This window comes from Virgisporangium ochraceum, from assembly GCF_016863655.1.
Classification (GTDB): domain Bacteria; phylum Actinomycetota; class Actinomycetes; order Mycobacteriales; family Micromonosporaceae; genus Virgisporangium; species Virgisporangium ochraceum.
The window spans coordinates 32,872-52,341 of record NZ_BOPH01000146.1; the positions used below are offsets into that span (position 1 = coordinate 32,872).

At 71.6% G+C, this 19,470-nt stretch carries 22 protein-coding genes and 1 riboswitch; of the genes, 13 read left to right on the forward strand and 9 right to left on the reverse strand.

Annotated features, from left to right (window positions below):
* Positions 1–10: 10 nt before the first annotated feature.
* From Voc01_RS49300 to Voc01_RS49335, 8 genes are read left to right on the forward strand one after another with little or no spacing between them, the layout of a single operon-like run.
* Complete coding sequence (locus Voc01_RS49300) at positions 11–745, forward strand: helix-turn-helix transcriptional regulator (protein WP_203934729.1); 735 nt, start codon at positions 11–13, stop codon at positions 743–745.
* Entirely contained in the window at positions 742–2,166 is a 1,425-nt protein-coding gene (gene sufB / locus Voc01_RS49305; RefSeq protein WP_203934730.1) for a Fe-S cluster assembly protein SufB, read from the forward strand. The genes Voc01_RS49300 and sufB overlap by 4 nt, the downstream gene beginning before the upstream one ends.
* Positions 2,166–3,299 (forward strand): Fe-S cluster assembly protein SufD, encoded by a 1,134-nt coding sequence (sufD, locus tag Voc01_RS49310; protein ID WP_203934731.1) that lies wholly within the window; start codon positions 2,166–2,168, stop codon positions 3,297–3,299. Before sufB ends, sufD begins: the two co-directional genes overlap by 1 nt.
* Entirely contained in the window at positions 3,300–3,635 is a 336-nt protein-coding gene (locus Voc01_RS49315; RefSeq protein ID WP_203934732.1) for a non-heme iron oxygenase ferredoxin subunit, read from the forward strand.
* Positions 3,632–4,405: a Fe-S cluster assembly ATPase SufC gene (sufC, locus tag Voc01_RS49320; protein ID WP_203934733.1), complete on the forward strand. Its 774-nt coding sequence runs from the start codon at positions 3,632–3,634 to the stop codon at positions 4,403–4,405. Before Voc01_RS49315 ends, sufC begins: the two co-directional genes overlap by 4 nt.
* A gap of 5 nt (positions 4,406–4,410) precedes the next feature.
* Positions 4,411–5,649, forward strand: a complete 1,239-nt coding sequence (locus tag Voc01_RS49325; protein WP_203934734.1) for a cysteine desulfurase — start codon at positions 4,411–4,413, stop codon at positions 5,647–5,649.
* Positions 5,649–6,098, forward strand: a complete 450-nt coding sequence (sufU, locus tag Voc01_RS49330) for a Fe-S cluster assembly sulfur transfer protein SufU (protein ID WP_203934735.1) — start codon at positions 5,649–5,651, stop codon at positions 6,096–6,098. The genes Voc01_RS49325 and sufU overlap by 1 nt, the downstream gene beginning before the upstream one ends.
* A complete protein-coding gene (locus Voc01_RS49335; RefSeq protein ID WP_373873975.1) occupies positions 6,041–6,433 on the forward strand; it encodes a metal-sulfur cluster assembly factor in 393 nt (130 codons plus the stop codon). The genes sufU and Voc01_RS49335 overlap by 58 nt, the downstream gene beginning before the upstream one ends.
* Here Voc01_RS49335 and Voc01_RS49340 read toward each other — a convergent pair.
* Positions 6,423–6,845: an SRPBCC family protein gene (locus Voc01_RS49340; RefSeq protein WP_203934737.1), complete on the reverse strand. Its 423-nt coding sequence runs from the start codon at positions 6,843–6,845 to the stop codon at positions 6,423–6,425. The two genes, Voc01_RS49335 and Voc01_RS49340, sit on opposite strands and share 11 nt — an antisense overlap.
* Positions 6,835–7,227 carry an ArsR/SmtB family transcription factor gene (locus tag Voc01_RS49345; protein WP_203934738.1) on the reverse strand — a complete coding sequence of 131 codons (393 nt, stop codon included), beginning with the start codon at positions 7,225–7,227 and terminating at the stop codon, positions 6,835–6,837. Before Voc01_RS49345 ends, Voc01_RS49340 begins: the two co-directional genes overlap by 11 nt.
* A 113-nt stretch (positions 7,228–7,340) precedes the next feature.
* Here Voc01_RS49345 and Voc01_RS49350 point away from each other — a divergent pair, with 113 nt between their 5' ends.
* From Voc01_RS49350 to Voc01_RS49360, 3 genes are all read left to right on the forward strand, one after another.
* Entirely contained in the window at positions 7,341–9,392 is a 2,052-nt protein-coding gene (locus Voc01_RS49350) for a glycerophosphodiester phosphodiesterase family protein (protein WP_203934739.1), read from the forward strand.
* A gap of 156 nt (positions 9,393–9,548) precedes the next feature.
* The gene (locus Voc01_RS49355) at positions 9,549–10,553 is read left to right on the forward strand and encodes a phosphatase domain-containing protein (protein ID WP_203934740.1); all 1,005 of its coding nucleotides are present in this window, start codon (positions 9,549–9,551) and stop codon (positions 10,551–10,553) included.
* Between the two features lie 94 nt (positions 10,554–10,647).
* Positions 10,648–11,541 (forward strand): diacylglycerol/lipid kinase family protein, encoded by an 894-nt coding sequence (locus tag Voc01_RS49360; protein ID WP_239161057.1) that lies wholly within the window; start codon positions 10,648–10,650, stop codon positions 11,539–11,541.
* Positions 11,542–11,618: 77 nt separating this feature from the next.
* Here the strand turns inward: Voc01_RS49360 and thiD are convergent, their stop codons facing one another.
* The 6 genes from thiD to thiE all read right to left on the reverse strand — a co-directional run bounded on the left by thiD (position 11,619) and on the right by thiE (position 15,574).
* Positions 11,619–12,404, reverse strand: coding sequence for a bifunctional hydroxymethylpyrimidine kinase/phosphomethylpyrimidine kinase (thiD, locus tag Voc01_RS49365; RefSeq protein WP_203934742.1), 786 nt, complete (start codon positions 12,402–12,404; stop codon positions 11,619–11,621).
* Positions 12,380–12,925, reverse strand: coding sequence for a thiamine phosphate synthase (locus Voc01_RS49370; RefSeq protein ID WP_203934743.1), 546 nt, complete (start codon positions 12,923–12,925; stop codon positions 12,380–12,382). Before Voc01_RS49370 ends, thiD begins: the two co-directional genes overlap by 25 nt.
* The gene (locus Voc01_RS49375; RefSeq protein ID WP_203934744.1) at positions 12,919–13,689 is read right to left on the reverse strand and encodes a thiazole synthase; all 771 of its coding nucleotides are present in this window, start codon (positions 13,687–13,689) and stop codon (positions 12,919–12,921) included. The genes Voc01_RS49370 and Voc01_RS49375 overlap by 7 nt, the downstream gene beginning before the upstream one ends.
* Positions 13,682–13,885, reverse strand: coding sequence for a sulfur carrier protein ThiS (thiS, locus tag Voc01_RS49380; RefSeq protein WP_203934745.1), 204 nt, complete (start codon positions 13,883–13,885; stop codon positions 13,682–13,684). The genes Voc01_RS49375 and thiS overlap by 8 nt, the downstream gene beginning before the upstream one ends.
* Positions 13,882–14,919 carry a glycine oxidase ThiO gene (gene thiO, locus Voc01_RS49385; protein ID WP_203934746.1) on the reverse strand — a complete coding sequence of 346 codons (1,038 nt, stop codon included), beginning with the start codon at positions 14,917–14,919 and terminating at the stop codon, positions 13,882–13,884. The genes thiS and thiO overlap by 4 nt, the downstream gene beginning before the upstream one ends.
* Positions 14,920–14,953: 34 nt before the next feature.
* Complete coding sequence (gene thiE / locus Voc01_RS49390) at positions 14,954–15,574, reverse strand: thiamine phosphate synthase (RefSeq protein WP_203934747.1); 621 nt, start codon at positions 15,572–15,574, stop codon at positions 14,954–14,956.
* Positions 15,569–15,679, reverse strand: a riboswitch (TPP riboswitch). Its footprint overlaps the gene before it by 6 nt.
* A gap of 141 nt (positions 15,680–15,820) precedes the next feature.
* Between thiE and Voc01_RS49395 the strand changes: the two genes are divergently transcribed.
* The gene (locus tag Voc01_RS49395) at positions 15,821–16,507 is read left to right on the forward strand and encodes a DNA alkylation repair protein (RefSeq protein ID WP_239161051.1); all 687 of its coding nucleotides are present in this window, start codon (positions 15,821–15,823) and stop codon (positions 16,505–16,507) included.
* Here Voc01_RS49395 and ypfJ read toward each other — a convergent pair.
* Positions 16,504–17,439, reverse strand: coding sequence for a KPN_02809 family neutral zinc metallopeptidase (ypfJ, locus tag Voc01_RS49400; protein ID WP_203934748.1), 936 nt, complete (start codon positions 17,437–17,439; stop codon positions 16,504–16,506). The genes Voc01_RS49395 and ypfJ overlap by 4 nt on opposite strands.
* A 238-nt stretch (positions 17,440–17,677) precedes the next feature.
* Between ypfJ and Voc01_RS49405 the strand changes: the two genes are divergently transcribed.
* Entirely contained in the window at positions 17,678–19,282 is a 1,605-nt protein-coding gene (locus Voc01_RS49405; protein ID WP_203934749.1) for an ABC-F family ATP-binding cassette domain-containing protein, read from the forward strand.
* The last annotated feature ends 188 nt before the right edge of the window (positions 19,283–19,470 follow it).

The following is a 19,470-nucleotide window of genomic DNA, read 5'->3' on the forward strand; positions in this document are numbered from 1 at the left end:
CGTTCGTGTTGTGAAAAACGCGGCGCTGCTGTCCGGGTCGGACCTGGCCGACCCCGCGCCGCCCGGGAACCCGGGTGGTGCCGACCGGCGCACCCGCGACCGGCTCACCGAGCTGCTGCTCGAGCGGGGTGCCGCCACGGCCACCGAGCTGGGGTGCGCGCTGGGGCTCAGCGCGGCGGGCATCCGCCGTCACCTCGACGCGATGCTCGCCGACGGCCTGGTCGTCGCCCGCGAGCAGGCCAGCACGGCGCCGCGCGGCCGCGGCCGTCCCGCGAAGGTCTTCGCGCTCACCGACGCGGGCCGCGAAGGGCTGCCGCACACCTACGACGACCTGGCGTCGGCGGCGCTGCGCTGGATCGCCAGCCGCAGCGGTCCCGAAGCGGTCGCCGCGTTCGCCGCAAGCCAGGTGGCCGGCCTGGAGGAGCGGTGCCGCACGGCCATGGCCGAGGCCGGCGCCGACCCGATCGCCCGCGCCGAAGCATTGGCCAGGGCGCTCACGGCCGAGGGGTACGCTGCCGGCGCCACCACGATCGCCACCGGCGGTCAGCTCTGCCAGCACCACTGCCCGGTGGCCCACGTGGCCGCCGAGTTCCCCCAGCTCTGCGAGGCCGAGACGCGGGTGATCTCGCGGCTGGTCGGCACGCATGTCCAGCGCCTGGCCACGATCGCCAACGGCGACGGTGTGTGCACCACGCACATCCCGCGTCGGAACCTGAGTAACCGAACCGTGAGGACCAACTCGTGACTGAGCAGATCACTCCGACAACAGCCGATCCGCTGGCCGGACTCGGTCGCTACGAGTACGGCTGGGCCGACTCGGACGTGGCCGGCGCCTCGGCGCGGCGCGGTCTGAACGAGGAGGTCGTGCGCGACATCTCGGCGAAGAAGAACGAGCCGCAGTGGATGCTCGACCTGCGCCTGAAGGGCCTGCGCCTGTTCGACCGCAAGCCGCTGCCGAACTGGGGCGCCGACCTCACCACGATCGACTTCGACAACATCAAGTACTTCGTGCGGTCGACGGAGAAGCAGGCGGCCTCGTGGGAGGACCTGCCCGACGACATCAAGAACACCTACGACCGGCTGGGCATCCCCGAGGCGGAGAAGCAGCGGCTGGTCGCCGGCGTCGCGGCCCAGTACGAGTCCGAGGTCGTCTACCACCAGATCCAGGAGGACCTGGAGCGGCAGGGCGTGGTGTTCCTCGACACCGACTCGGGCCTCCGGGAGTACGAGGACCTGTTCAAGGAGTACTTCGGCACGGTGATCCCGGTCGGCGACAACAAGTTCGCCGCGCTGAACACCGCCGTGTGGTCGGGTGGCTCCTTCATCTACGTGCCCAAGGGCGTCAACGTCGAGATCCCGCTGCAGGCCTACTTCCGGATCAACACCGAGAACATGGGCCAGTTCGAGCGCACGCTGATCCTGGTCGACGAGGGTGCCTACGTGCACTACGTCGAGGGCTGCACCGCGCCGATCTACTCGTCCGACTCGCTGCACTCGGCGGTCGTCGAGATCGTGGTGAAGAAGAACGCCCGCTGCCGGTACACGACGATCCAGAACTGGTCGACCAACGTGTACAACCTGGTCACGAAGCGGGCCGTGTGCCACGAGGGCGCCACGATGGAGTGGGTCGACGGCAACCTCGGCTCCAAGATCACCATGAAGTACCCGGCCGTCTACATGACCGGCGCACACGCCCACGGCGAGGTGCTCAGCGTGGCGATGGCCGGCGAGGGTCAGCACCAGGACGCCGGCGCCAAGATGGTGCACGCCGCGCCGCACACGTCGAGCACGATCATCTCGAAGTCGATCGCGCGTGGCGGCGGCCGTACGAGCTACCGGGGCCTGGTGCAGGTGCTCGAGGGCTCCACGAACTCGAAGTCGACGGTGAAGTGCGACGCGCTGCTGGTCGACACGATCTCGCGGTCCGACACCTACCCGTACGTCGACATCCGCGAGGACGACGTGTCGATGGGTCACGAGGCCACGGTCTCGAAGATCAGCGACGACCAGCTCTTCTACCTGATGAGCCGCGGCCTCACCGAGGACGAGGCGATGGCGATGATCGTGCGCGGCTTCATCGAGCCGATCGCCAAGGAACTGCCGATGGAGTACGCGCTCGAGCTGAACCGGCTCATCGAGCTTCAGATGGAAGGAGCCGTCGGCTGATGACGGCAGTTCTGCCGCCGAAGACCCGCGCACACCAGCTGCGCTCGGCTGACGTCAACGACTACCCGGTTCTCAACGGTCGCGAGGAGGAGTGGCGGTTCACGCCGCTCAAGCGCCTGCGCGGGCTCGCTTCGGCGACGACAGCCGAGGCCACCGGCAAGCTCGGCTACGAGTTCGGCGAGCTGCCCGCGGGCGTCTCCGTGTCGACCGTCGACCGGTCCGACCCGCGCCTCGGCAGTGTGCTCACCCCGTTCGACCGCGTCAGCGCGCTCGCGCAGGGTGGGGTCACCGAGGCGCTGCTCATCGCCGTCGCCCGTCGGGCCACGCCGGGCGGCGCGGCCACCGTCCGGGTCAACGGTTCCGGGGGGACCGCGTTCGCGCACACGTTCGTCGAGGTGGGCGAGCTGGCGGAGGCGACGGTCATCCTCGACCAGCAGGGCAGCGTGACGCTGGCCGACAACGTCGAGGTGAGCGTCGCCGACGGGGCGCAGCTCACGCTGGTGACGGTCGCCGACTGGGCCCGCGACGCGGTGCAGGCGCAGCATGTGAAGTTCCGGCTCGGCCGCGACGCGCGGGTCGTGCACGTGCAGGTCACGCTCGGTGGTGACCTGGTACGCCAGTACACCAGCGTCGAGTACGCCGGCCGCGGTGGCGACTGCGAGGTCTTCGGCCTCTACTTCGGCACCGCCGGGCAGCACCTGGAGCACCGCCAGCTGATCGACCACTCGGTCCCCGACTGCCGCAGCAACGTCAACTACCGGGGCGCGCTGCAGGGCGACAAGACCACCACGGTGTGGGTCGGCGACGTGCTGATCCGGGCCGAGGCCACCGGCACCGACACGTACGAGATCAACCGGAACCTGGTGCTCACCGACGGCGCGGTCGCCCACTCGGTGCCCAACCTGGAGATCGAGACCGGCGAGATCGCCGGCGCCGGCCACGCGAGCGCCACCGGCCGGTTCGACGACGAGCAGCTGTTCTACCTGATGTCGCGCGGAATTCACCCCGACGAGGCGCGGAAGCTGGTCGTCCGCGGTTTCTTCAACGAACTGCTCGGGAAGGTGCCGGCCGACGAGTTGCGCGAGCGGCTGGCGGCGACCATCGAGGCCCGCCTGGACGAGGTGGGGGCCTAGATGAGCGTCCAGGTACGGGTGTGCGGCACGGGTGACGTCGCCAAGGGCGAGGTGATCGCGGTCAAGGTCGGTGAGCTGGAGCTCGCCGTCGTGCACGCCGACGACGACACCTTTTACGCCATCCGCGACGAGTGCTCGCACGCCAACATCGCGCTCAGCGAGGGCGAGATCGACGGCTGCACCCTCGAGTGCTGGCTGCACGGGTCGCGCTTCGACCTGCGCACCGGCGAGCCCAGCGGCCTTCCCGCCACCGAGCCGGTGCCGGTCTTCCCGGTCGAGGTCCGCGATGGCGACGTCTACGTGACTCTTGAACCCAGTAACGGAGTAGAGCTGTGAGCACCTTGGAGATCCGCGGCCTGCAGGTCAGCGTCAAGCTGCCCGAGGGCGACCTGAAGCCGATCCTCGCCGGGGTCGACCTCACCGTCCGGGCCGGCGAGACGCACGCCATCATGGGCCCCAACGGGTCGGGCAAGTCGACGCTGGCGTACTCGATCGCGGGTCACCCGCGCTACGAGGTCACCGGCGGAACGGTGACGCTCGACGGCGAGGACGTCCTCGCGATGTCGGTCGACGAGCGGGCCCGCGCCGGGCTGTTCCTCGCGATGCAGTACCCGGTCGAGGTTCCGGGTGTGTCGGTGGCGAACTTCCTGCGCACCGCGAAGACCGCGATCGACGGCGAGGCGCCGAAGCTGCGCACCTGGGTCGGCGAGCTGAAGTCCTCGATGGAGAAGCTGCAGATGGACCCGGCGTTCGCCCAGCGCAACGTCAACGAGGGCTTCTCCGGCGGTGAGAAGAAGCGCCACGAGATCGTCCAGATGGAGCTGCTCAAGCCGAAGATCGCGATCCTCGACGAGACCGACTCCGGCCTCGACATCGACGCGTTGCGCGTGGTGAGCGGCGGCATCAGCCGGGTCCGCGAGGCCGGCGACACCGGCCTGCTCCTGATCACCCACTACACCCGGATCCTCCGGTACGTGAAGCCCGACTTCGTGCACGTCTTCGTCGGCGGGAAGATCGTCGAGGAGGGCGGCTCCGAGCTTGCCGACAAGCTCGAGGACGAGGGCTACGAGCGTTACCTGGCGGGTGCCGGACCGGCGAAGGCGTAACCACCATGACTCTGGATCCGGTGGCGGTCCGCGCCGACTTCCCGATCTTCGAGCGGGAGATCAACGACCATCCGCTGGTGTACCTCGACTCCGGCAACACGTCGCAGAAGCCGCGGCAGGTGATCGACGCGATCAGCCGCCACTACCGGTGGCACAACGGCAACGTGGCGCGGTCGGTGCACACCCTCGGTACGGAGGCGACGCTCGCCTACGAGGGCGCGCGGGCGAAGGTCGCCGCGTTCATCGGCGCCGCGTCCGAGACGGAGATCGTCTTCACGAAGAACTCCACCGAGGCGATCAACCTGGTGGCGCACGCGTTCTCCGGGCGCGCGAAGGACGAGCGGTTCCGCCTCGGTCCGGGCGACGAGATCGTGATCTCCGAGATGGAGCACCACTCCAACATCGTCCCGTGGCAGTTGCTCTGCGAGCGCACCGGCGCGACCCTGCGCTGGTTCGGGCTCACCGACGACGGCCGGCTCGACCTCGCCGACGACCTGATCAACGAGCGCACCAAGCTGGTGTCGATCGTGCACTACTCCAACATCATCGGGACGATCAACCCGGTGGCCGAGCTGGCGGCGAAGGCCCATGCGGTCGGCGCGCTCATGCTCGTGGACGGGTCGCAGTCGGTGCCGCACTCGCCGGTCGACGTGGCCGCGCTGGGCGCCGACTTCCTGGCGTTCACCAGCCACAAGATGTGCGGGCCCACCGGCGCCGGCGTGCTCTGGGGCCGGTACGAGCTGCTCGACGCGATGCCGCCGTTCCTCGGTGGCGGCTCGATGATCGAGACGGTGACGCTGGCCGGCTCGACGTACATGGCGCCGCCGGCCCGGTTCGAGGCGGGCACGCCGCCGATCGCCGAGGTCGTCGGGCTGGGCGCGGCCGTCGACTACCTGTCCGGGATCGGCATGGCGGCGATCGCCGAGCACGAGCGGGCGATCACGCGGTACGCGCTCGACGCGTTGGCCACGGTGCCCGACGTGCGGGTGATCGGTCCTTCCGACCTCACCGAGCGGGCCGCTACGATTTCGCTCGTGGTCGAGGGCATCCACCCCCACGATGTCGGGCAGATTCTCGACGCCGAGGGTGTTGAGGTTCGCGTGGGCCATCACTGCGCGAGGCCGGTGTGCGTCCGGTACGGGGTCCCCGCCACCACGCGGGTGTCGCCGTACCTCTACACCACCACCGGAGACATCGACGCGCTGGTGCGGGGGTTGTACACGGTGCGGAAGGTGTTCGGTTGATGCGACTCGACCAGCTCTACCAGGAGATCATCCTCGACCACTACAAGCACCCGCACGGCCGCGGCCTGCGGGAGCCGTTCGACGCCGAGGCGCACCACGTCAACCCGACCTGCGGTGACGAGATCACGTTGCGCGTGCGGGTCGACGACGAGGTGGTCGACGACGTCTCGTACCAGGGCATGGGCTGTTCGATCAGCCAGGCCTCGGCGAGCGTGCTGTACGAGCTGGTGCGCGGTCGCAAGGTCACCGAGGCGTTGTCGACCGGTGACGCGTTCACCGAGGTGATGACCGGCCGCGGCGAGGTCGAGCCCGACGAGGACATCCTCGGCGACGGCATCGCGTTCGCCGGCGTGGCGAAGTACCCGGCCCGGGTGAAGTGCGCGCTGCTGGCGTGGATGGCGTTCAAGGACGCGGTGGCCCGGGCCGCCGACGGGAAGGCAGAGTCATGAGTGAGACCACCAAGGCAAGCGTCGACGACGTCGAAGAGGCGATGAAGGACGTCGTCGACCCCGAGCTGGGCATCAACGTGGTCGACCTGGGCCTCGTCTACGGCGTGCACATCGACGACGAGAACGTCGCCTCGATCGACATGACGCTGACCTCGGCCGCGTGCCCGCTGACCGACGTGATCGAAGACCAGGCGCGGCAGGCGTTGACCGGCGGCCCCGGCGGCGGCCTGGTGAGCGACTTCCGCATCAACTGGGTGTGGCTGCCGCCGTGGGGCCCCGACAAGATCACCGACGAGGGCCGCGACCAGCTGAGGTCGCTGGGCTTCAACGTCTGACACCGAGGTACGACGGGAGGCGGTTGGCGGCCATGCGGCGCCAGCCGCCCCGGTGCATCAGGGCGGAGATCACGCCGGCCGGGCCGCTGAAGCCCTGATGGTCGATGCGGAACCGGGTGCCCTCGGGGATCGCGGTGAGCCGCCAGGTGAGCGTGGTCGGAGACCGCATGCGGCTGCCCTGCCACCGGAGCACCATCCGGTGCGGGGGCTCGACCTCCAGCACCTCACAGTCGATGACGCCGTCCCAGCCCGGCATGGGCTTCGCGCGGAAGCGGAACGTCGTGCCGGGCGCCGGTGCGAAGCCCTCGACCGGCATCACCCACTCGGCGAGCGCCGCCGGATCGGTCAGGGCCGCCCACACCTGGTCGACGGGGTGGGGCAGGTCGGTTTCGACCGTGAGGTCACGTCGCATCCCGGCGTTCTCCGTTCTGTCGGTCGAGGTTCTGTCGGTCGAGGTTCTGCCGGTCGAGGTTCTGCCGGTCGAGGTAGTCGCGGAGGTTCGCGACCCGTTCGGTCCAGAAACCGGCGAACAGGCCGGCCCAGTCGAAGAGGTCGCGCAGCGGTGCGGGGTCGAGGCGGTAGATGCGGTGCCGGCCGGCGCGGCGCTCCTCGACCAGGCCGGCCGAACGGAGAACGGCCAGGTGACGGGAGACCAGCGGCACCGACTGCCCGACCGCTTCGGCCAGCGCTCCCACGGTCTGCTCGCCGCCGCGCCCCAACGCCTCGATCAGCGCCCGTCGGGTGGGGTCGGCGACGGCCCGGAAGACGTCGTCGTCAGCGGCGGGTCTGGGCACGCTCAAAACTTATGGTTAACGTTGAATGTTGTCAACGGGTCCGTTGGAGATCGGTTATCCGGGGTCTGGACGCGCGTAACCCCGCGGTCGCCTTCGCGTGTGAGGGTCCGCGCATGCGAATGCGTCCATGGATCGGCGCGGGAACGGCCGTGCTGCTCGCGGTCACCCTGCCGGGGAGCCCGGCCGCCGCGGAGCCGGCGGCCAGAGGCGGCCCCACGACCGGATTCGACCTGCAGGCCCACCGCGGCGGGCTCGGGCTCCGGTCGGAGAGCACCCTCAACTCGTTCGGCAACGCGCTGCGGCTCGGGGTGACGACCATCGAGCTCGACATCCAGATCACCGAGGACGGGCAGGCGGTGGTGACCCACGACCGCCGCGTCGCGGCGACCAAGTGCCTCGACACCGCGCCGGCGAAGCCCGGCGACCCGGAGTTCCCGTACGTCGGCAGGTACCTCAACACGCTCACGCTGGCCCAGGTGCGCACGCTCGACTGCGGCTCGCTGCGGCTGGCCGACCACCCGAACCAGGTGCTGTCGCCCGGCTCGCGGATGCCGCTGCTGCGCGAGGTGTTCGACCTCGCCGAGCGCTACGGCGCCGATGACGTGAAGTTCAACATCGAAACCAAGGTGGAGGCCGGCGCGCCCGCCGAGACCGCCCCGCGTGAGCAGTTCGTGCAGGTGGTCGCCCGCGAGGTGCGGAACGCGGGCGTCCTGAAGCGGGTCACCGTCCAGAGCTTCGACTGGGGTGCGCTCAAGCGGATGCGCGAGGTCGAGCCGCGGCTGCCGCTGGTCGCGCTGACCAACCGCGACTTCCTGCAGACCGGCCAGCCGGGCGCGTCGCCGTGGCTGGGCGGCATCGACATCGACGACTTCGGGGGCGACCCCATCAAGGCCGTGAAGACGCTCGGTGTGTCGGCGTTCTCGCCCGTTCACGGATTCCCGCAGAACGGCACGGTGACCGATGCCAACTACGAGCCGTACGTCACGAAGGCGATGGTGCGGCACGCCCACCGCAACGGCATCAAGGTGGTCCCCTGGACGGTCGACGACCCGGCCACGATGTCCAAGCTCATCGACGACGGCGTCGACGGCATCATCACCGACTATCCCGACCGCCTCCGTACCGTGGCCGCCGCGAAGGGCTTCACGCTGCCGCGCGGGTACGCGTCGCCGCTGGACATCCAGGGGCACCGGGGAGCGCGGGCGGTGCGTCCGGAGAACACGCTCGCGGCGTTCCGCTACGCGCTCGGCAACCGCGACATCTCCACGCTCGAGCTCGACACCGGCGTGACGAAGGACGGCGTGCTCGTGGTGATCCACGACCGCACGGTCAACGGCAGCCACTGCGTCGACACCGCGCCCGTGCGGGCCGGCGACCCGCTGTTCCCGTACGTCGGCAAGCGCGTGCACGACCTCACGCTCGCCCAGCTGAAGACGATCGACTGCGGCTCGAAGACACTGCCCGAGTTCCCGCGTCAGGTGGCGGCGCCGGGCGAGCGGATCCCGACGCTCAAGGAGGTCTTCGCGCTGGTGAAGGCGAGCGGACGCGACGACGTCCGGCTCAACATCGAGACGAAGATCAGCCCGACCGTCGACGACACCGAGAACTACGCGCTCTTCACGGTGAAGCTGGTGTACGCGCTCAGGGCGGCGGGCCTGCGCGAGCGGGCCACGATCCAGTCGTTCGACTGGCGCACGATCCGCCTCGCCCGCGTCCTCGACCGGAAGGTCGAGACCGTCGCGCTGGTGTGGCAGTACGGACCGGCGGAGTGCGCGACCCTCGCCGACGAGTGCTCCCTGCGGGCGGTGTACGGCGACCCGTCCGTGAAGAGCCCGTGGACCGGTGGGCTGGACTGGTGGCGGTACCGCGACCTCGGCAGGCTGGTGAAGGCGGCCGGCGCGTCGACGGTCTCGGCGAACTGGCAGGTGCACGACCCGCGGCAGCCCGTGAAGGCCGACACCGACTGGTACCTGCGCACGAACCCGGCCTACTTCCACGGGCCGGAGGTGGAGACCCTGCGGAAGCGGGACGGGCTCAAGGTGGTCCCGTACACCGTCAACGACGCCGCGACCATGCAGCGTCTGATCGACCTGAACGTCGACGGCATCATCTCCGACGACCCCGACCTGGCGGTCGCTGTCGCCCGCCGCAACGGACTCCGCTGACGGCGCGCTCGAACGGTAGGTGGCGGCGGGCACCGGCATGGCCGGTGCCCGCCGCCGCGCCGTGCGGCCTTCGCGATCACCCGCTGGGGCTCCTCCGGCATAGTGAACATGCATGCCGGGGAACCCCGACGGGAACACGGTCACCGGAGGTGGGAGATGCCAGTACGCCGGTGGATCCGGTCGACGCTGCGACGCTGGGTGCCCGGCGAGCCCGTCGTCGTGGTCACCTACGTGGGATATGTGGCGCTGCCGGCCGGCGGGCCGGAGGCGCGGGTGCGGGGCCGCGTGCTGCGCAAGACCGTGGTGGCGCTCGCCGGCCCGGTGCGCGGCTGGCGCACGTTCATGGAGACCGTGGCGTGGTTCACGACGTCCGAGGTCCCCGGGGTGCCGGTCGAGGCGATCAGCGACGTGGGCAGCGCGCACGCGGTGAGCGACGAGGAGGGCTACATCGAGGCCCGGGTGCGGGTCAGCCCGCCCACCGAGAGCCGGGTCGGTGTGAAGCTGACCGCGCGGCGCGCCCCCGACACCGTGGCGGCCGCGTACGTCGTGCCGGCCGACGGGCGTCCCCTGGTGGTGAGCGACATCGACGACACCGTGCTCATCACCGGCGTGAAGGAGCGCCTCAAGATGGTCGGCCGCACGCTGATCGGCGACCCGACCGACCGCGAGGTGGTCGACGGCATGCCCGACCTGCTGCGCGCCCTCGCCGGGCGGGACTCACCGGTGTTCTTCGTGTCGACCAGCCCGTGGAACCTCTACCAGCGGCTCGCCGACACCCTGGCCTACCACGACGTGCCGCCGGGGCCGATGCTGCTCACCGACTGGGGGTTCGGCAGCAAGCAGATGCTGGTGCGCCCGGCGCTGGAGTACAAGGTCGAGACGATCAGCGGGGTGCTCGACGACTTCCCGGGCCGCCACGTCGTGCTGGTGGGCGACAGCGGCCAGCACGATCTGGCGGCATATCTCGCGATCGCCGAGGCATATCCCGGGCGGGTTCGGGCAGTTCTCATCCGCGAGGTACCGGGACTGGTACCGAAGGACCATGGCCCGGACTTCGAACGGGCCCGAGCGGCCGGGGTGACGTTGTGCGTGGGGGAGCCTTCCGAGCTGATGGCGGCGGCCGCCGGAGCCGACCTGGTACGGGCCGGCCTGACCCGGTGACCCTCCTGGTGGGATGCTGCTAACCGTGACCGGTACGGAAACAGGTGGTCTGCCGTCGAAACGGGCGACGGACAAACCGCGGTCGGCCGTGGTGATCAATCCCACCAAGGTGGTCGACCTGGTCGACCGTCGCCGGCGCATCATCGACGCCCTGGCCGGGGCCGGCTGGCCCGAGCCGGCCTGGTTCGAGACCACCCGCGACGACGGCGGCTTCGGCCAGACCAAGCAGGCCGTCGCCGAGGGCGCCGAGGTGGTGTTCGCCTGCGGCGGCGACGGCACCGTGATGGCGTGCCTGTCGGCGCTGGTCGGCACCGACGTGGCGCTGGCCGTGCTGCCGGCGGGCACCGGCAACCTGCTCGCCGCGAACCTGGGCCTGCCCGACGACCCGGCGGCCGGCGTCGAGGTGGCGGTGAAGATGGGCCGCCGCAAGATCGACGTGGGAATCGTGGGTGACCGGGCGTTCGCCGTGATGGCCGGCATGGGCTTCGACGCGGCGATGGTGGGCGAGGCGCCGGAGCGGCTCAAGCGCATCCTGGGGTGGCCGGCGTACGCCGTGTCGGCGGCGAAGAACCTGCGCGCCGGTCCGATGCGGGTCGAGGTGACGCTCGACAACCGGCCACCGATGCGCCGGCGCGCCCGCTCGGTGCTGATCGCCAACGTAGGCCGGCTGCAGGCCGGCATCCGGCTGCTGACCGACGCCGAACCCGACGACGGCCTCTTCGACGTCGCGCTGATCACGCCGCGCAAGCTCCGCCACTGGGCGGTGCTGGCGTTCGCGGTGATCACCCGCCGCGACAAGACGCCCCGGATGGAGGTGTACCGGGCCCGCCGGGTCGAGGTGGTCAGCGACCGTCCGCAACCCCGCCAGCTCGACGGCGACGTCATCGAACCGGCGGAGAAGCTGTCGGTGTACCTGGAGCACGAGGCGCTGTGGCTGTGCGTGCCGCAACCCGAGGACGCCCCCGACCTGGCCGAGGGGCACCCCTAGCCGGCCGCGGCCTCCAGCCGGGCCGCCTCGGTCCGCGCCGGGCCGCCTCGGTCCGCGCCGGCCAGCGCGCCGGCGGGTCAGTCGGGCCAGCCCACCGGGCCGGAACCCGCGCCGAGGCGCCAGGCCGCAGACCGGCGGAGCGACTCGTTCACGTACGTCTTCGCGCCCGTCAGGGCCTCCCGCACCGAGGCGCCCTTCGCGAGGAGTGCCGCGGTCGCCGACGCGAACGTGCAGCCGGTGCCGTGGGTGTTCCGGGTGTTGACCCACGGCGCGGTCAGCTCGGAGACGACGCCGTCGAGCCAGACGACGTCGACCGCGTCGGTGCCGGGGAGGTGGCCGCCCTTGACCACCACGCACCGGGCACCCGTGGCGGCGAGGTCCTCCGCGGCGGCCCGCATGTCGTCCACTGTGGACACCTTGCGGTCGAGGAGGACGCCGGCCTCGTGCAGGTTCGGGGTCACCACGGTCGCGTGCGGGAACAGCTTCTCGCGGTACGCGGTCGCCACGTCGCCGGTGAACAGCGGGTCGCCGCTCGTGGCCACGAGCACCGGATCGACCACGAGACCGGGCAGCCGGGGCGCGTAGGCCGCCACGAGCTCCACGGTGGATGGTGTGGCGAGCATCCCGGTCTTCACCGCCACCACCGGCAGGTCGTTCAGCACGGCGTCGAGCTGCGCGGCGACGAACTCGGTCGCCGTGGCGGCGACGCCGTGCACGCCCACCGTGTTCTGCGCCGTCAGCGCCGTGACGACGCTCGCGCCGAAGACGCCGTGCATCGTGAACGCACGCAGATCCGCCTGGATGCCGGCCCCGCCACCGGAGTCCGACCCCGCGATCGTCAGTGCCACCTGAGGTTCGCGCATACCGCCTCCACCATCGCTCGCACCACCGCCGCCGGGTCGGCGGCGGTCATCACCGCGCCCATCACCGCAACCCCCGCCGCACCGGCCCGCACGCACGCACCGGCCCGCTCCGGCGAGTCGACGCCGCCGAGCGCCAGCACCGGTACCGCGCACGCGGCGCACCAGTTCCGCAGCGTCGACAGGCCCAACGCCGGTCCGTAGCCCGGCTTCGACGCCGTCGGGAACACCGGCGACACCGTGACGTACGCCAGCCGCGTGGCGGCCACCACGTCGGCGGCGCGGTGGCAGGCCCGGCCGACCACGCGTCCGAGCGCGTCGCGGTGCGCACCGTCCACATCGGACACCAGCAGCCGGTCACCGATCCGTTCGCTCAGCTCACCGGCGAGCGCGCCGCGCGCGTCCGGTGGCAGGTCCTTCTCCCGGAGCACGACGCGGTCGGCGCCGCCCGCGACCGCCTCGGCCGCGACGGTGGCCAACGGCCGCGGGCCGGAGAGCGTCCGGTCGGTGTAGACGATCACCACTGCGGCAGGCCGTCCAACGGGCTCGAGGCGGTGGCGTACTCGGCCCGCGGGATGCGGCCGGCGCCGTACGCGAGCCGGCCGGCCTCGACCGCGAGCCGCATCGCGGCCGCCATGCGCGCCGGGTGCTCCGCACGCGTCACAGCGGTGGCGAGCAGCACGCCGTCGCAGCCCAGTTCCATCGCCAACGCGGCGTCGGACGCCGTACCGATGCCGGCGTCGAGGATGACCGGGACGCTGACCGCCTGCCGGATCAGCGTGATGTTGTGCGGGTTGCGGATGCCCAGGCCCGACCCGATCGGCGCGCCGAGCGGCATCACGGCCGCGCAGCCCGCGTCGGCCAGGCGGCGGGCGAGGATCGGGTCGTCGTTGGTGTAGGGCAGCACGGTGAACCCGTCGTCGACCAGGAGCCGTGCCGCCGCAAGGGTTTCGACCGGGTCGGGCAGCAGGGTCCCCTCGTCGCCGATCACCTCGAGCTTGACCCACGTGGTGTCGAACGCCTCGCGGGCCAGGTGTGCGAGCTTCACCGCCTCGGTGGCGGTGTAGCAGCCGGCGGTGTTCGGCAGCACCCGCACCCCGCACCGCTCGATGACGTCGAGCACCGAGCCCTTGGCCGCGGGATCGAGGCGCCGCAACGCCACCGTGACGAGCGCGGTGCCGCTGGCCCTGATCGCGTCGGCCAGCGCCGTGTGGCTGGACGCCCCGCCGGTGCCCAGGATCAGCCGTGACGGCAGCTCGTCGCCGCCGATGAGAAATGCGTCATCCACCTTGCACCGCCGTGAGTATCTCGATCGCGTCGCCGTCGCGCAGCGGGGTCACCGGCCACCGGTACCGCGGCACCACCTCGCTGTTGACCGCCACCGCCAGCCCCCGGTCGGTGTCGGGCGCCAGCTGCCGGACCACATCGTCCACAGTGGACCCGGCGGGGGCCTCGCTGGCTTTTCCATTGACGGTCAGGTTCATGGGGCGACCTCCGCGAACCGGTCGGGGCTGAATGGTCGGAACAGCTCGGGCAGCTCGCCGGTGTCGAGCAGCGTGACGATCGCGTCGGCGGTCACCGGCGCCAGCAGCACCCCGTCGCGGTAGTGCCCGGTCGCGACGACGGTGCCGGGCGCGACCTCGCCGACCAGCGGCGCGTTGTCGGGCGTACCCGGCCGCAGCCCGGCCGAGGTCTCCACCAGTTCGTACTCGGCGAGCGCGGGTACGAGCGCGACGGCCGGACGCAGCAGGTCGAGCACGCCGCCGGCGGTCACCGTGGTGTCGGTGCCGCGCTCCTCCTCGGTGGCGCCGACGACGACCTCGCCGTCGGCGCGCGGCACGATGTAGACCGAGCGGTTGGCGACCTGGCCGCGGATGACGTGGGTGAGGCCGTCGCCCCGGAGCCGGGCGATCTGACCCTTCACCGGCCGCACCGGCAGGCCGGGCACGAGGTCGGCGGTGGCGTGGCCGGCGGCGAGCACGGTGAGGTCGGCCGGCCATTCGCCTCCGGTGACAACCGTTCCCTCCGGCAGGGCGGCGAGCAGCGCACGGGCCACCCGCCGCGGATCGACCTGCCCGTCGCCGGGCAGGAACGCGCCCCCGCGCACGCGCGGCGACAGCAGCGGCTCCCGGTCACGCACCTCCGCCGCGGTGAGCGGTCGCACCGGCAGCCCGCTGCGCCGGTGGAAGTCGACCAGCCGCCGCACGGCGCGGAGGTCGTCGTCGGTGCCGGCCACCAGCACCGTGCCGTCGTTGCGGTAGGAAAGATCGATACGGGACGCGGATGCGAGCTCCGCCGCGAACGCGGGCCATCGGGCCGCGGCGGCGAGCAGCAGCCGGTGCAGCGGCTCTTCCCCGAAGCGGGCCTCACCGGTGGGCGCGAGCATGCCGGCGGCCACCCCGGTGGCGCCGCTGCCCGGTGCCGGGTCGTACACCCGCACCTCGTGACCGCGTTCCGCGCACCGCCACGCGATCGCGAGCCCGATCACGCCGCCACCGACGACCGCGACCCGGCTCACGGCGCACCGCCCGGCGTGGTGCCGTGCCCGCGTCTCATCCCGCCACCAGCGTCGCGAGCCGGGCGGCGGCCCCCCTCGGGTCGTCGGCCGAGCAGATCGCGGCCACCACCGCCACCCCGTGCGCACCAGCGGCGAGCAGCGCTCCGGCGGTCTCCTCCGTGACGCCGCCGATCGCGATCACCGGGACCTCCACCGCGTCCGCGACCGCCGCGACCCCGGCGGGCCCGATCGGCGGTGGCAGCGTGGTCTTCGTGGTGCTCACGTACGCGGGACCGGTGCCGAGGTAGTCGGCGCCGGCGGCCACGGCCAGGCGGGCGGCGTCGGGGTCGCGGGCGGTCGCGCCGAGCACGGCGCGCGGACCGAGGACCCGGCGGGCCGCCTCCACCGGCAGGTCGGTGCCGCCCACGTGCCCACCGTCGGCGCCGACCGCGAGGGCGACGTGGAGCCGGTCGTTGACCAGGCACGTCGCCCCGGCCGCGCGGCACAGCCCGAGCACGACCCCGGCCAGCTCGAACGCCTCGCGGTCGCTGACCGCGGACCCCACCCGCACCTGGACCGTGTCGACGCCGCCGGCCAGGGCGGCGGCCACCGTGCCGGGCACGTCGCGGCCCGCGGTGGCGTCGGTGACGAGGTGCAGCCGGCCGATTCGAGGCATCAGACACTCCTCTTCCTGCGCCGGCATGACCCGGATCAGGTTCAGCGGTCGGGGGCTCACAGCCCCCCTCTCAGCCCGGTGCACCGGACTCCCGCGGGTTGGGTTCCCGACGACCCTAACGCCGCGCCGCCGGGGATCGCCAGGCCTGCCCACGCCGCGGGAGCCCCGGCCCGCCGCCCGACGGCCGGGCCCGGCCCTTCCCGGCGGGCCGGGCCCGGCCCTTCCCGGCGACCGTAGGCTGGGTTGGTGGCGTCCGACACCCCGCTGTCCCGCACGGTGCTCGACCGGCTGGTGCTGGTCTACGGCGGCGCCGCCGATCCGGTCGACGCCGGTCCGATGCGCGCCTACATGCGCGACGCGTTCCCGTTCCTCGGCATCAAGACGCCCCGCCGGCGCGAGCTGGCCAGGCAGATCCTGCGCGGCCTGCCGGCGCCGGTGGAGGCCGACCTCAGGGCGGTGGCGCTGGCCTGCTGGGCGCAGCCGGCCCGGGAGTACCAGTACTTCGCGGTCGACTGGTTGGTCAGGCACGCCGCCCGGCCCGGGCCGGGCTTCCTCCCCACGGTCGAGACCCTGGTGACCACCCGGTCGTGGTGGGACACGGTCGACCCGCTCGCGACCCGGGTGGTCGGCGCGATCGTCACCAACCACCCGGCCGCCGTGTCCACAATGGACAAATGGGCCGCCGACGACAACCTGTGGCTCGCCCGCACCGCGGTGCTGCACCAGTTGCACTACAAGGAGAACACCGACACCACGCGGCTGTTCGGTTACTGCACGGCGCTCGCCGGGAACACCGACTTCTTCATCCGCAAGGCGATCGGCTGGGCACTACGGCAGTACGCCCGCACCGACCCGGAGGCCGTGCGGGCGTACGTGGCGCAGACGCCGGCGCTGTCACGCCTGTCGGTCCGCGAGGCGACGAAGCACCTCTAGATGCCGGCGGAGAACGTGTCGCAGCGTTTCGGGTCGCCGGACTGGTAGCCGGTCAGGAACCACTGCTTGCGCTGGGCCGACGTGCCGTGGGTGAAGCTGTCCGGGTTGACGCCGCCACCGGCCTTCTTCTGGATGGCGTCGTCGCCGATGGCTTCCGCGGTCTCGACGGCCTGCTCGATGTCGGCGTCGGTGATGCTCGTGAAGAGGGCCTGCCCGCCGGCGTCGGTGGTGGTCGTGGCGAACTTGGCCCAGCTGCCGGCGTAGCAGTCGGCCTGCAGCTCCAGCATCACCGAGTACCGGTTGGCGTTGTTCGGGTCGCGCTGCTGCTGGCGGTTGACCTGGTCGGACGTGCCCAGCAGGGTCTGCACGTGGTGGCCGTACTCGTGGGCGACCACGTACGGGGCGGCGAACTCGCCCTCGGCGCCGAAGCGGTTGGCCAGCTCCTGGTAGAAGGTCAGGTCGATGTAGACCTCACGGTCGGGAGGGCAGTAGAACGGACCCACACCGGAGTCGGCCGCGCCGCAGCCGGTGCTCACCTGGCCGGAGAAGAAGTTGGTCTCGGCCGCCTGGTACTGCTTGCCGAAGACCTGCGGCAGGGCCACCCGCCAGTAGGCCTGCACCGAGTTGACGTAGAGCAGGTTCCGGCAGTCGACCTCCTGGAACCGGTTGGGGTTCGAGGTGGCGCACTTCTGCTCGAGGTTGGTGTTGTCGCCGGTCTGGCTGCCGCCGCCGTCGCCGCCGAGGACGTTGACGCCGCCGAAGATCGCACCGCCGATCACGACGATCGCGGTGAGCACGAGACCAACCCAGCCGCCACCGCCGCTCGGGAGGGGGATCGGGATCCCGCCGCCGCGACCGCCGCCGCCTCCTCCCGACCCGCGCAGGTCCTCCACCTGGCTGGTGTCGAGGTTGGCGTTCTCGTTGAGCTCCATCCCGGGGTACTCCTGCCTTGGTGAAGACGCCTGCCCGCGTTCGATACCCGATGATCTTGACAGGTAATCGCGTCGCGGGTGCCGGTCGGCGGCGGGTATCATGGTCCACGTGCTCGCACGCTGTGCCTGAATGGCTCGCCGCACCGGCCACCCGGCTGATTATCCAGCTCGAATGACGGGTCGCCGGTGCTTCTTCATGCCATCAGCGCCCCTTGAAACTCGGAAGCGAGCCCTTTAGATGATCTCCGTCACCGGCCTGGAACTGCGCGCCGGATCACGCATCCTCCTCTCGGACATCAACCTCCGGGTCCAGCCCGGCGACCGCATCGGCCTCGTCGGCCGCAACGGCGCCGGCAAGACCACCACGCTCAAGGTCATGGCGGGCGAAGGCCAGCCGTTCGCGGGTCACGTCGAGCGGCGCGGCGCCGTCGGCTACCTCCCGCAGGACCCGCGCACCGGCGACCTGCACGTCACCGCCCGCGACCGGGTGCTCTCCGCGCGCGGCCTCGACAGCCTGCTGGCCGAGATGGCCAAGCTCGAGGTCGAGCTGCAGAGCGGGGGAGACGACCGGCTGGTGCGTCGCTACGGCCAGGTCGAGGAGCGCTTCGCTGCGCTGGGCGGCTACGCCGCCGAGGCCGAGGCCGCCCGCATCTGCTCCAACCTGGGCCTGCCCGACCGGGTGCTCGCCCAGCAGATCGGCACCCTGTCCGGCGGCCAGCGGCGCCGGATCGAGCTGGCCCGCATCCTGTTCGCCGACGCGGCGGCGCAGGGCGGCGGCACGCTCCTGCTCGACGAGCCGACCAACCACCTCGACGCCGACTCGATCGGCTGGCTCCGCGGGTTCCTCGGCGGGCACAAGGGCGGTCTCATCGTCATCAGCCACGACGCCGGGCTGCTCGAGGCCACCGTCAACAAGGTCTGGTACCTCGACGCGAACCGGGCCACGGTCGACACCTACAACGTCGGCTGGGCGAAGTACCTCGAACAGCGTGAGGCCGACGAGCGCCGCCGCCGCCGCGAGCGGGCCAACGCCGAGAAGAAGGCCGGCGCACTCCTCGCGCAGGCCGACAAGATGCGCGCGAAGGCCACCAAGGCGGTTGCCGCCCAGAACATGGCGAAGCGGGCCGAGCGGCTGCTGTCGGGTCTCGAAGCCGAGCGCAGCGGCGACAGGGTGGCGAAGGTGCGCTTCCCCGCGCCGGCCCCCTGCGGAAAGACCCCGCTCACCGCGCGCGAGCTGAGCAAGTCCTACGGATCCCTCGAAATTTTCGTGGACGTCGACGTGGCGGTCGACCGCGGCTCGCGCGTCGCGGTGCTGGGTCTCAACGGAGCCGGAAAGACGACACTGCTCCGCGTCCTCGCCGGCATCCTGCCGTCCGACACCGGTGAGGTCGTTCCCGGGCACGGGCTGCGGCTCGGCTACTACGCCCAGGAGCACGAGACGCTCGACGTCGACCGCACGGTGCTCGAGCACATGCGATCGGCCGCGCCCGACCAGACCGACGGCGACCTGCGGCGCATTCTCGGAGCGTTTCTCTTCTCCGGAGACGACGTGAGCAAGCCGGCGGGCGTGCTGTCGGGTGGCGAGAAGACCCGGCTCGCGTTGGCGACCCTGGTGTGTTCGGGAGCCAACGTGCTGCTGCTCGACGAGCCGACGAACAACCTCGATCCGGTGAGTCGCGAGCAGGTGCTCGACGCGATCGCCCGCTACCCGGGCGCGATCGTGCTCGTGACCCACGACCCGGGCGCGGTGGCGGCGCTCAAGCCCGATCGGGCGATCCTGTTGCCCGATGGTGTCGAGGACGCGTGGAGCGACGACCTTCTCGAGTTGGTCGAGCTGGCCTGAGCCCCCGCCTCCCACGGGGTGTCCACATAGGACTTGTTGCCGATCATGCACGGAGTGCAATAAAAGACAATTCGTACATTGCCCGGATTCATCCGCCCGTAGAAACGCTTCCATCCCTCGTGATGGTGACGGTATCGGGTTGATGACAATGCACTGCGTGTCGGTTGGCGCCCGGTCGATATCTAGCG